This is a genomic window from Flavobacterium sp. (genome assembly GCF_044341265.1).
In the GTDB taxonomy this organism is placed as follows: Bacteria; Bacteroidota; Bacteroidia; order Flavobacteriales; family Flavobacteriaceae; genus Flavobacterium.
This window is the reverse complement of record NZ_JBIISA010000002.1, coordinates 129794-142051: the sequence shown is the minus strand read 5'-3', so window position 1 is coordinate 142051 and position 12258 is coordinate 129794. Positions and strand designations below refer to the sequence as shown.

The window sequence follows — 12258 nt, the reverse complement described above, 5'->3', positions numbered from 1 at the left end:
TTTAAAAGCTCTCAAGAAATTGAGGGCTTTTTTTGTTTCAATTAATTGCTAATAAATTATTTTCTTCAGGAGTAAAATCATTAACAATAGCATAAGTTTGAATATTTGTAATAGCCATTTCATCTAAAATAGAAACCAAATTACCAAAATTGGATTGCTTGCTAGGTTTGATGATAACTATCGCGCCTCGTTCTCGATCGCCTATTTGTTCAATAATTCTTTTATTTAGCTTTAATAACTGATTTCTAATGCCATCTTTTCCGTAACCTAAGGTTTTAGGTTTTTCTTCAGGAACTTCAAGTAAGCCTTGATAAGTAATCATTTCATCATTATCATCAAGTAAAATGGTAATGACTCTATTAGTTCTTAGGCCACATCCAAAATAACATCCACCACCACAACCTGTATCGGGTAAACCCAAATCCATTATTTTTGGTTTAGATAATTCAACTGATACCATATAAAAAACAATTAACAAAAAAGAAATGTTAACCATTGCAGTTAAATCTATTCTAGGTCTTAACTTTTTACTTCTAGGTTTGTTTAAGCTATTAAAATCTTTAGTGTCCATAGTAATAATTTTTAGAAGTTATAATTATTTTGCATAAGGCATCTTCTTTTATAACGATAACATTTTGAGATTATTACAAAGACAAACTTAAACTATACTAGTTTTCCTTAAAAGGTCGGTTCCAAATCATGTTATTAAAATTTTTTCCCATCATGAAAAAATAATAAGCTATTGTTCCAACCATAGATTTAAACAGGAATAGAAAAATAATTAGTGGAGCAAAAGAAACTGATTTACTCAAATTATTGGTAGGAGTAAAGTAGGTTCCCATCAAACTCACAACCAAACAGAACAATAGAAAGTAAACAATATTTTTAAATGGCAAAACCATAAGTTTTCTGTACCAAGCCAAATCATTGCCCCATTGGTGTATCAAATAATAATAGTCATTTCCAATAGGAACAAAAAGAAGCGGATCATCATAATTCTTTAAATTGAATGCTTTACTTGGAGCAACAATTTTGAAACCCTCTAATTTTATATGGTGGTCTTTTTCTAAAGCATTGATTTTGGTTACAGCCTCTTCGGGAATTTTATTTGCAAAAAGAGAACTATCTAAAAAACGTAAACGGTAGTCAATGCAAATTTTCTTGATTTGATTTTCATGAAAAATATTTTCAGTTTTCAATAAACTAAAGTTAAAATCATTAAAATTTGTTGAACTTTCACCTTTCAAGTTGTTCGAAATTCGCTCTCGTTCTATTTCATTTTGGTTTAAAATGGAATATACTTCCTCAAGAAGTTGCTCTTCTGATAGTATTTTTTTTCTGTTCATCAACAACTCTTCAACCAAGGTTCTGTTTTTTAGTAACATGATTTTACTTTATTTAAATGAATGTACTTCTTTTTCAATAAGTTCTAAATTAATTAATTAGTATGAATTTGAAAAATTTTTCACCAAAATTAATTTATTAAACTAATGTTAATTTTCATCATTATAAAACCAAATGAAAAGTATCAGCGTAAATGCTTGTATAAACTTTTAAAAAATAAATTATTATGAAAACTAGAAACATTTTTTCAGCTTTAGTATTGTCCTTATCTCTTTTTGCAACAACATTGACTTTTGCTCAAAAAGAAAAAACAGTTAATGTAGGTGGCGCACCAATGTATCCTTCAAAAAATATTGTTGAGAACGCTGTAAATTCAAAAGATCACACCACTTTGGTTGCGGCTGTAAAAGCTGCTGGTTTGGTTGAAACATTACAATCAAAAGGACCATTCACCGTTTTTGCCCCAACCAATGCTGCATTTGACAAATTACCAAAAGGAACTGTCGAAACTTTATTGAAACCAGAAAATCTAAAAACGCTACAAACTATTTTAACTTATCACGTAGTTGCAGGTAAATTAAATGCTTCAGATTTAATGAATTTGATTAAAAAAGGAAATGGGAAAGCAACGTTAAAAACAGTTTCAGGTGGAACTTTAACAGCTTGGATGAAAGGGAAAGATATTTATTTGACTGACGAAAACGGAAACAGTTCGAAAGTTACTATTGCAGATGTAAATCAATCTAATGGAGTTATTCACGTTGTTGATAGCGTTGTAACACCAAAAGCATAAGGTTGTTATTTTGTTTGGTTAAAAGAAGAAACCCATCTCAATTGAGATGGGTTTCTTTATTTATATTATTTTCTGTTATCTTAATTGTGCGCCTAATTCACTTTCAAAATTTGATTGAAGTTTGCTCATGATTTTATCAATTTGAACATCAGTCAATGTTTTGGTGGTATCTTGAATTGTAAAACTTACAGCATAAGATTTTTTTCCTTCTGGCAAATTCTTGCCTTCATAAACATCAAATAAATTAATATCTTTCAAAAGTGATTTCTCTGTTTGACGAGCTACTTTGTAAATAGATTCAAAAGCTACGTTGGTATCTACTAGTAAAGCAAAATCTCTTCTAACTTCTGGATATTTAGGAATTGCTGTAAACTTAATTTTATTTGAAAGCAATTTAATTACCAAATCCCAATTGAATTCAGCATAAAAAACTTCTTGCTTAATATCAAAATGTTTTAGAATAGATTTTTTAACGGTTCCCATTTCAACCAAAGTATCATTTCCTAAGGCGAAAGCTATTCCTTCTGAAAAAATATCGTTTTCAACCGGTAAATTTTGGGTTTTATCAAATCCTAATCGCGATAAAATGGAGTTTACATATCCTTTAAATAAAAAGAAGTCTGTAGGTTTTTGAACATTTGTCCAACTTTCTGAAACTCTATTTCCTGATACAAATAAAGTTAAATGTTTCTTCTCGTTGTATCCAGATAATAATTTGCGGTAACTTTTTCCGAATTCAAATAATTTTAAATCGCTATTTTTTCTGTTGATATTATAAGAAATCGCCTCCAATCCAGAGTACAACATCGATTGTCTCATAACAGATAATTCGCTACTCAACGGATTCAACATGGTTACATTATATTCTTCTTTCAATAGTTCTGAAAGCTGAACATAATCTGGAGTTGTCAATGAATTGGCCATCATTTCGTGAAATCCGAAAGAATTCAACTGTGATGCAATGATATTTTGAACCTTATAATCTTCTGTTCTAGCAGATTTTGCTACAGTTGCATTTAATTTTTTGGAGAAAGTAATGTTGTTATATCCATAAACTCTCAAAATTTCTTCAATAACATCAACTTCTCTTTGAACATCAACTCTATAAGCTGGAATAATTAATCCCAAACCAGCATCAGAAGAATTGTTTACTTTAATATCTAAAGAAGCAACAATTTTCTTGATAGTTTCTTTTGGAAGTTCTTGACCAATTAATTTGAATGCTTTCTCATAATTCAAGAAAACAGTAAAATCTTCAATTTTCTTTGGATAAACATCAATAACATCAGAAGTAATTTCTCCGCCGGCAACTTCTTGAATTAACAATGCTGCACGTTTTAAAGCATACTCTGTAATAGTTGGATCAATTCCTCTTTCAAAACGGAAAGAAGCATCTGTACTTAAGGTATGACGTTTTGCAGTTTTACGAATAGTTACAGGATTGAAGTAAGCACTTTCTAAAAATATAGTAGTTGTATTTTCAGAAACACCTGAATTTTTTCCACCAAAAACTCCTGCCAAACACATTGGACCTTTATCATCACAAATTAATAAATCTTCTTCGTGTAAAGTACGTTCAACATCATCAAGAGTTACAAATTTTGTTCCTGCTTCAACAGTTTTTACAGTAACTTTTCCGTTTATTTTTGCTGCATCAAAGGCATGAAGTGGCTGACCTAATTCGTGTAATACATAATTAGTAACGTCGATAACATTATTTTTTGGTGTTAATCCAATAGCTTTCAATCTATTTTGTAACCAACTTGGAGAAGGTTTTATAGTAACACCAGAAATGGTTACTCCACAATATCTTGGAGCTAAAGAAGAATCTTTAACATCAACATCAATTTTTAAAGTACGTTTATCAACTTTAAATTTTGAAACCGAAGGAGTGATTAATTCCAAAGAAGCATTTTTCTGGATCAAAGCAGCACGTAAATCACGAGCAACTCCCATATGAGACATGGCATCGGCACGATTTGGTGTCAAACCAATTTCAAATACTTCGTCATTTTCAATATTGAATACTTTAGCAGCTGGCGTTCCTGGTTTTAAATTGGAATCCAAAACCATAATTCCGTCGTGACTTGTTCCTAAACCTAATTCGTCTTCGGCACAAATCATTCCATGACTTTCTTGTCCACGAATTTTTCCTTTTTTGATTTCAAATTCATTTCCGTCTTTATCAAAAAGTTTTGTACCAATAGTTGCAACAGGTACTTTCTGTCCAGCAGCTACATTAGTTGCACCACAAACAATTTGAACAGGAGTTCCTTCGCCTAAATCGACAGTAGTAATATTAAGTCTGTCTGCATCTGGATGTTTTTCACAAGTTAAAACATGACCAACAACAACGCCTTCCAATCCGCCTTTTACGGATTGATATTTTTCAACTATTTCTACTTCAAGACCTAAATCGGTCAATATATCTGATACTTCAGCAGAAGGTAAATCGATTTTTAAGAATTGTTTTATCCAGTTGTAAGAAATCTTCATTTTGTACCAATTTTTAAGGTTGCAAATATAGGTATTGTAGCTTTTACATCAAATTATATTTCGTTCAAAAACGCATTTCTTTAAAATTGATAATATGATTATTTTTTAGCGGTATAATTTTGATTTCTGTATTTATAAGTAAGTAAAATTATATACTTAGCAATTTTGTGCTATTAAATGCAACTTTTGTGCTATTTTAAGATTGGATATAGAACTACTTTTGGATAAATCAAAAAAGTAAACTTATGAGTAATTTAGTTCAAAGACCACAATTAAAAGAAAAGTATGATAATTACATCAATGGAAAATGGGTAGCTCCATCGACAGGACAATATTTTGAAGTCTTATCTCCAGTTGACGGAAAACTAATGGCAAAAGCTGCACATTCTGCAAAAATGGATATAGAAATGGCAGTTGATGCTGCTTATGAAGCATTTAAAACTTACAGTCAAACTTCTGCAACAGAACGAAGCATAATGCTAAATAAAATTGCCGATAGAATTGAAGAAAATTTAGCTTTCATAGCAGCCGTTGAAACTTTAGATAACGGAAAAGCAGTAAGAGAAACTATGGCAGCAGATATTCCATTAGCAATTGATCATTTCAGATATTTTGCAAGTGTCATTCGTGCTGAAGAAGGTTCGATTACCGAATTAGATAAAGATACGGTTTCAATAATAATGCACGAACCTCTGGGTGTAATTGCACAAATTATTCCATGGAATTTCCCAATATTAATGGCAGTTTGGAAACTTGCTCCGGCTTTAGCAGCAGGAAATTGCGTGGTTTTAAAACCAGCAGAAAGTACACCAATTTCCATTATGGTTTTAATGGAATTAATTGGTGATTTAATTCCTGCAGGAGTTGTAAATGTTGTAAACGGATTTGGAGCAGAATTAGGAAGAACATTAGTTACTAATCCAAAAGTTTCTAAAGCTGCTTTTACAGGTTCAACAGCTACAGGTAGAATGGTAATGCAATACGCTACAGAAAATATTATTCCAGTAACTTTAGAATTAGGTGGAAAATCTCCAAATATTTTCTTCCCATCTGTTATGGACGCTGACGATGAATTTTTAGACAAAGCCCTTGAAGGCGTTGCTCTTTTTGCCCTTAATCAAGGAGAAGTTTGTACCTGTCCATCGAGACTTTTAATTCATGAATCCATTTATGATAGATTTATTGAAAAAGTTTTGGCAAGAGTAAATGCAATTAAAACTGGAAATCCACTTGATCCAACGGTAATGATGGGTGCACAAGCATCACAAATTCAAAAAGATAAAATTCTTTCTTACATCAAGTTAGGAAAAGAAGAAGGTGCAGAATTATTGTGTGGTGGTGAAGTGAATCATTTAGGTGGCGATTTAGAAGGAGGTTATTACATTCAACCAACTTTGTTTAAAGGTCACAACAAAATGAGAATTTTCCAAGAAGAAATTTTCGGACCAGTTTTGGCCGTAACAACTTTTAAATCTACTGAAGAAGCAATAGAAATTGCAAATGATACTATGTATGGTTTAGGTGCAGGAGTTTGGACTCGCGATGCACATGAGTTATATCAAGTTCCAAGAGCGATTCATGCTGGTCGTGTTTGGGTAAATCAATATCATGCTTATCCAGCAGGAGCGCCATTTGGAGGTTACAAACAATCTGGAATTGGTAGAGAAAATCACAAAATGATGTTAGACCATTATCGTCAGACAAAAAATATGTTGATTTCTTACAATAAAAACAAGTTAGGTTTCTTTTAGTAGTTTGTTAATCAATTAGTAACCGCAAATTCGCAATTTATTTTGTAGCGTTTGCGGTTATTTTTACTTTTACAATTATGGAAAAAATAAAACGTTTAGACGCTACTCAAAAGGCATTAGATTTAATTGATATGCTTTAAGAGAAATTTGGAGATTTGATGTTTTATCAAGCTGGTGGATGTTGTGAAGGAACACAACCACAATGTTTTGAAAAAGGCGGATTCTATATGAGATATGGCGATGTTTGTATCGGAACTATTAAAGGATTTGAATTTTGGCTCGATAAAGATTTATTCGAATATTGGAAACATGCGCATTTCACTTTAGATGTAACTGATGGAATAGGAGCAGGAGGTTTTTCATTAGAAACTCCTTATGGAAAAACATTTAAAGTAAATTACAGATTGTTTACTGAAGATGAAGTTCAGAATTTAGAGGAAATAAGGTTAAATGAATAACTATCCATTATAATTCATCAATTGATATTGTTTTGGAGTAACTCCTTCATATTTTTTGAACAATCTAATAAAGTAGTTACAATCTTCAAATCCGGTGGCATAAGAAACTTCGTTCACATGAATGTTGGGATTACTCAATAATTTTTTAGCAAATTTTATCTTTTCATTTAAAATATACTCAATCGGACTCATGCCAAGTTCTCTTTTAAAATAGCGATAAAAAGAAGTCGTACTCATGCAAGCTTTATCGCTCAAGTCTTTCAAATTTATAGTTTCACGAATATTTTTCTTAATAAACTCAATCGCTGGAGCAATGGGACTATTACTATCTAAATATTTTTCGTCTTCAAATCTTTTTACCGTTTGCGTTTGAATAATTCTGATAATCAATTCTTGCAACGTTAAGTCAGCAATGGCATCTTTAGTTAAAGAATTTCCCATACATTCCTTAATCAACTTATTTATGGTACCAGCAAGTTCAACGTTATTGTAGAAAAAATAGTTCTCGTGATCCAATTTCCAAAGATTACTTTTTCCTTCTTTTGGATATTTTTCGTTTAAAAAGTCTAAAGTATTTGTGATGATATTATTATCAATTGCTAATGCAATACATTGTGTTGGGTTTTCTTTTGAAGCTTCAGGAAAATCAATCTTCATTTCCACATTTGACGGAACGATTACGGTTTCTCCGGGTAAATATTCAAAACTTGGCTCATCAAAAAGATGCATTATTTTTTTGCCACGCAACATACTTGTAACCACCAAATCATTAAATTTTAAAGGAACTAAATCCGATTTTTGGTAGGTTTCAAAAATATTTAATTCACAATGATCTAATGAAAAAATCGTACGATTCTCCACTAAAGTTTTTAATGACTTTTCGTGAGTTAAGGCAGGAGTATGAAGTAATGCTTTAATCGACATTTTATAATAGTTCAAACATCTAAGATACTAAAAAAAATGAACTGTAATAAAAAACTAAAATAAAATTGCAAACTTGCTATTAAAGTTAAAATCCTAATGTGCCACTTAGTTCTTTCAAACTTATTTCAAAAAGTTTTGTTTGAAATTGTGCATTACTATAACGAAGTAAAGCATTTACATAATTCAATTGAGCTGTTCTATATTCAATAGGAGTGATGGTTCCAATCTTAAATTTTGCCAAAGTGATATCCAAATTTTGTTTTGCTATTTCACTATTTTTTTCTTCAACTTTAGTCAATTCTAAATTTGTCAAGTAGCTTTGATAAGCCATACCAAGTTGCGATTCTAAAGCTATTTTTTGCTGATTAATAGTGTTTTCAACATTTTCAACTTGTAGCTTGGCAACTTTTTCATTTCGATTTTGATTAAATCCATCAAATATTGGAACTGAAGCATTTATGCCATAAACAAATCCACGACCAGAAGATTGCGTAACGAATCCCAAAGAAGCCTCAGAACGAGTAAAATTGTATCCAGAATTAATTCTAACTGTTGGATATCTTCCAGCTTTTACTTGCTTTAATTGAAGTTCGGCATTATTTTTTTCTAATAACTGCGCTTGCAATTGTGGATTTTGCTTTTCAGAAAGTGATTTTAATTCATCATATTTCAGTGAGGCATCGATTGTAATTTCGTCCTCTACTTTAAATTCTGATTTGGTGTCTCTAGCTAAAATCTCATTTAATCTAATTTTAGAATTCTGATATAATTCTAATTGTTTCAATCTTGAACTCAAATCTGTATTCAAATCGACTTGTGCATTTAAAACTTCTAGTTTGGCTGCTTTTCCAATAGAATAGCGATTTTGCGCTGTTGTCAATCGTTGATTTGAAATCACAATGGCAGTATCTAAAGCTTTGATTTGCTGTTGCTGTTGAACCAAGTCAAAATAAGTAGCATACACATCGCTTATTCTTGTTATAATTGCCAGTTTTAATTCGGCTTCACCTTGTTTTTGCAAAACTTTTAGTTGTTCTCTACGTGCAAACATTCTCATTCCATCAAATATAGTCCAATCCAATCCAACACCATAGGTAAGATTCATATTAATTGCATTATCAAGAGTTCTTTTATCTCCGCTTGCTTGCGTTTGTGTAGTATTTAAAATGCTATTATTATTAGTAACAGTTGCGCTAAGCGTTGGAAACATTCCGGCATTTCCTGCTGTGGAATTTGTTTCATCAATTTTCAAATTGTTTTTAGCAATCTTAATATCATAATTATTTTCTAAAGCAATTTTAACGGCGTCTTCCAGTTTCAAAACCTCTTGAGCTTGAAGTTGAAATCCCAATAAAAATAGGACTGATATATATAAAAAGTGTAATTTCATAACTTTAATTTTTATTTTTCAAGAGCGTCTAAATTATCAAATTCAGGACGATGTTTTTTGGCTCTTGACCACATTAAATATATCGCAGGAATTACGAAAAGTGTTAGAATTAGCGAAAACAAGGTTCCACCAACGATGACAACACCCATTCCAATTCTACTTGTAGAAGCAGCTCCAAGTGACATTGCGATTGGTAATGCTCCTAATGCAATGGCTAAACTAGTCATCAAAATTGGACGCAAACGAGCTTCTGATGCTTCGATAATAGCTTCAAATTTTGATTTACCCTGTTCTCGTAATTGATTAGCAAATTCGACAATTAAAATTCCGTTCTTGGTGACGAGTCCAATTAACATTACAGTTCCAATTTGACTGAAAATATTCCAAGTTTGTCCAAATAACCACAATGAAAATAAAGCACCTGCCACTGCCATCGGAACAGTTAAAATGATGATAAAAGGATCAATAAAACTTTCAAATTGAGCAGCAAGGATTAAGTAGATTAATAACAATGCTAATCCGAAAGCAAATAAAGTATTCGAACTACTTTCCACAAAATCTCTTGATTCACCACCTAAATCAGTTGTGAAGGATGCATCTAAAACTTTTTCCTTAATTTCATTCATCGCATCAATTCCATCGCCCATACTTTTTCCTGGAGCTAATCCGGCCGAAATTGTAGCTGACATGTATCTATTGTTGTGAAATAATTGCGGTGGATTACTTTGTTCTTCCACTTTTACCACATTATCCATTTGAATTAAAGTTCCATTTTTACTTTTTACAAACATTGAGGTTAAATCTAAAGGTTTGTTGCGGTCTTTTTCTTCAAATTGTCCTATGACTTGGTATTGTTTTCCATCTTTCATAAAGTAACCAAAACGTTGTCCGCTTAGTGACAATTGCAATGTTTGAGCTACATCTAATACAGAAATTCCTAAACTTTCTGCTTTTTCTCTGTCGATAGTAACATTGATTTCGGGTTTGTTAAATTTCAAATTCACATCAACCGTTGAAAATGTCTCATTCTGATTGGCCAAATCCATGAACTGCGGAATTTTTTCACGTAATTTTTCAAAATTTGGTGCTTGAATGATATACTGAATAGGTAAACCAGCTCTTCTGTTTACAGAAATTGTAGGTTGTTCAGAAACATTAGTTTTAGCTTCGGAATATTTTTTTGTTAGTTTGGTAAATCGTTCTGCAATTTCCTTTTGTGAAGCTTCTCTATCTTCAGGATCTTTAAGTGCCAAACGAATTCGACCTGTATTAACCGATGACGATAAAAATCCTGGAGCAGTAATTACTAAAGCAATTTTCTTTTCTGGTACAGAATCATTAATCAATTGTGATAATTCTTGCATGAATCTGTCGGTATATTCATAAGTCGCACCTTCTGGAGCAGTAACGCTTACTACGACTAAACTTCTGTCATCATAAGGTGCAGTTTCTTTTGGAATTATTGTGAAAAATAAGGCAATTAGTCCAATACAAATAATTAGAATTGGAAAACTCAACCATTTTTTCTTCATGAAACTCGTCAAAGCTTCTGCATAACCTTTATTTAAACTTACAAAATAAGGTTCTGTAAATTCATAGAAACGGGTTTTCTTTTGTTCTCCACCTTTCATCAAATAAGCATTCAACATTGGTGTTAATGTCAACGATACAAATGCGGAAATCAAAACAGCGGCTCCAATTACGACACCAAATTCTCTAAACAAACGTCCAACGAAACCTTCGAGAAATATGATAGGTAAAAATACAGCTGCTAATGTTATTGAAATTGAAATTACAGCAAAGAAAATCTCATTTGAACCTTTTATTGCCGCTTCAATCGGCGACATGCCTTCTTCCACTTTTTTGAATATATTTTCAGTTACAACAATTCCGTCGTCAACAACTAATCCTGTTGCTAATACTATGGCTAATAGTGTTAAAACATTTACCGAAAATCCACATAAATACATGATGAAAAAAGTTGCAATCAGAGAAACAGGAATATCAATTAAAGGACGGAATGCAATAGACCAATCTCTAAAGAATAAGAAGATGATTAAAATTACAAGAATGATTGAAATCAAAAGTGTTTCAGCAACTTCTACAACTGATTTTTTGATAAAAATAGTGTTGTCTAAAGCAATGTTTAATTCAATGTCAGAAGGTAATTCTTTCTTTAAAACGTCGTATTTTTTGTAAAACTCGTTGGCTATATCCAAATAATTTGTTCCTGGTTGAGGAATTACAGCCAATCCAACCATAGGTTTTCCTGAACCTGTAAATCTAGTTTCTAAGTTTTCTGGACCTAATTCAGCTTTTCCTACATCACTCAAACGAACTACTCTAGAATTATCCGAAATTATAATGATATTATTAAACTCTTCTGCAGTTGATAAATTTCCTAAAGTTTTTACCGTTAATTCAGTGTTTGCACCAGTTAATTTTCCAGAAGGTAATTCAACGTTTTGACTATTCAAAGCATTTCTAACATCAGATACTGTCACACCATAAGAAGTCAATTTTACAGGATCAATCCAAATTCTCATCGAGTATCGTTTTTGTCCCCAAATTTGAACACTACTTACTCCAGGAATAGTTTGCAATCGTTCTGCAATTACGTTTTCGGCATAATCACTAAGTTGTAAAGCATCTTTGGTTTCACTTTGAACCGTCATTGTCACAATTGGGTCAGAGTCGGCATCGGCTTTAGAAACTACAGGCGGCGCATCAATATCTTGTGGTAAACTTCGAATGGCTTGCGATACTTTATCTCGAACATCATTGGCTGCTTCTTCAAGGTTTTTCTCCAGTTTAAATTCGATATTAATATTACTCGAACCTTGATTACTAGAAGAAGTAATATTTCTAATTCCGTCGATAGAATTAATAGCTTTTTCTAAAGGTTCAGTTATCTGAGATTCAATGATATCAGAATTGGCACCAGTATAATTAGTTCTAACATTAATTTGCGCTGGATCGATAGATGGAAACTCTCTTACACCCAAATAACTATAGCCAATTATTCCAAACAAAATAATGGTTAGATTGACTACAATTGTAAAAACAGGTCTTTTTATACTTAACGTTGATAAACTCATAGGA

8 protein-coding genes and 1 pseudogene are annotated in these 12258 nt (G+C 31.8%); 3 read left to right on the top strand and 6 right to left on the bottom strand.

What is annotated here, in order from left to right:
* Positions 1–37: 37 nt before the first annotated feature.
* Complete coding sequence (locus ACIQ06_RS01780; protein WP_396143446.1) at positions 38–571, bottom strand: ExbD/TolR family protein; 534 nt, start codon at positions 569–571, stop codon at positions 38–40.
* A 97-nt stretch (positions 572–668) separates the two neighbouring features.
* Positions 669–1385: a hypothetical protein gene (locus ACIQ06_RS01775; protein ID WP_396143444.1), complete on the bottom strand. Its 717-nt coding sequence runs from the start codon at positions 1383–1385 to the stop codon at positions 669–671.
* Between the two features lie 185 nt (positions 1386–1570).
* Here ACIQ06_RS01775 and ACIQ06_RS01770 point away from each other — a divergent pair, with 185 nt between their 5' ends.
* Positions 1571–2137 (top strand): fasciclin domain-containing protein, encoded by a 567-nt coding sequence (locus ACIQ06_RS01770; RefSeq protein WP_396143442.1) that lies wholly within the window; start codon positions 1571–1573, stop codon positions 2135–2137.
* 75 nt (positions 2138–2212) lie between these two features.
* On the opposite strand, the gene pheT is transcribed toward ACIQ06_RS01770, so the two are convergent.
* Positions 2213–4633, bottom strand: a complete 2421-nt coding sequence (gene pheT, locus ACIQ06_RS01765; RefSeq protein ID WP_396143440.1) for a phenylalanine--tRNA ligase subunit beta — start codon at positions 4631–4633, stop codon at positions 2213–2215.
* A gap of 245 nt (positions 4634–4878) precedes the next feature.
* Between pheT and ACIQ06_RS01760 the strand changes: the two genes are divergently transcribed.
* Together ACIQ06_RS01760 and ACIQ06_RS01755 are read left to right on the top strand one after the other, a co-directional pair.
* The gene (locus ACIQ06_RS01760; protein WP_396143437.1) at positions 4879–6384 is read left to right on the top strand and encodes an aldehyde dehydrogenase family protein; all 1506 of its coding nucleotides are present in this window, start codon (positions 4879–4881) and stop codon (positions 6382–6384) included.
* 77 nt (positions 6385–6461) lie between these two features.
* Positions 6462–6842, top strand: a pseudogene (locus ACIQ06_RS01755) (DUF779 domain-containing protein).
* On the opposite strand, the gene ACIQ06_RS01750 reads toward ACIQ06_RS01755, so the two are convergent.
* The 3 genes from ACIQ06_RS01750 to ACIQ06_RS01740 form a co-directional block, all read right to left on the bottom strand.
* Positions 6843–7766 (bottom strand): AraC family transcriptional regulator N-terminal domain-containing protein, encoded by a 924-nt coding sequence (locus tag ACIQ06_RS01750; RefSeq protein WP_396143435.1) that lies wholly within the window; start codon positions 7764–7766, stop codon positions 6843–6845. It abuts the pseudogene before it with no gap.
* 85 nt (positions 7767–7851) lie between these two features.
* On the bottom strand, positions 7852–9156 hold the full coding sequence (locus tag ACIQ06_RS01745) for a TolC family protein (RefSeq protein WP_396143433.1): 1305 nt from the start codon (positions 9154–9156) through the stop codon (positions 7852–7854).
* A gap of 11 nt (positions 9157–9167) precedes the next feature.
* The gene (locus ACIQ06_RS01740; RefSeq protein ID WP_396143431.1) at positions 9168–12254 is read right to left on the bottom strand and encodes an efflux RND transporter permease subunit; all 3087 of its coding nucleotides are present in this window, start codon (positions 12252–12254) and stop codon (positions 9168–9170) included.
* Positions 12255–12258: the final 4 nt, after the last annotated feature.

Bases quoted from the DNA above. Each gene is read 5' to 3' on its own strand.
- ACIQ06_RS01780 (WP_396143446.1), bottom strand. From the start codon at position 571: ATGGACACTAAAGATTTTAATAGCTTAAACAAACCTAGAAGTAAAAAG.
- ACIQ06_RS01775 (WP_396143444.1), bottom strand. From the start codon at position 1,385: ATGTTACTAAAAAACAGAACCTTGGTTGAAGAGTTGTTGATGAACAGA.
- ACIQ06_RS01770 (WP_396143442.1), top strand. From the start codon at position 1,571: ATGAAAACTAGAAACATTTTTTCAGCTTTAGTATTGTCCTTATCTCTT.
- pheT (WP_396143440.1), bottom strand. From the start codon at position 4,633: ATGAAGATTTCTTACAACTGGATAAAACAATTCTTAAAAATCGATTTA.
- ACIQ06_RS01760 (WP_396143437.1), top strand. From the start codon at position 4,879: ATGAGTAATTTAGTTCAAAGACCACAATTAAAAGAAAAGTATGATAAT.
- ACIQ06_RS01750 (WP_396143435.1), bottom strand. From the start codon at position 7,766: ATGTCGATTAAAGCATTACTTCATACTCCTGCCTTAACTCACGAAAAG.
- ACIQ06_RS01745 (WP_396143433.1), bottom strand. From the start codon at position 9,156: ATGAAATTACACTTTTTATATATATCAGTCCTATTTTTATTGGGATTT.
- ACIQ06_RS01740 (WP_396143431.1), bottom strand. From the start codon at position 12,254: ATGAGTTTATCAACGTTAAGTATAAAAAGACCTGTTTTTACAATTGTA.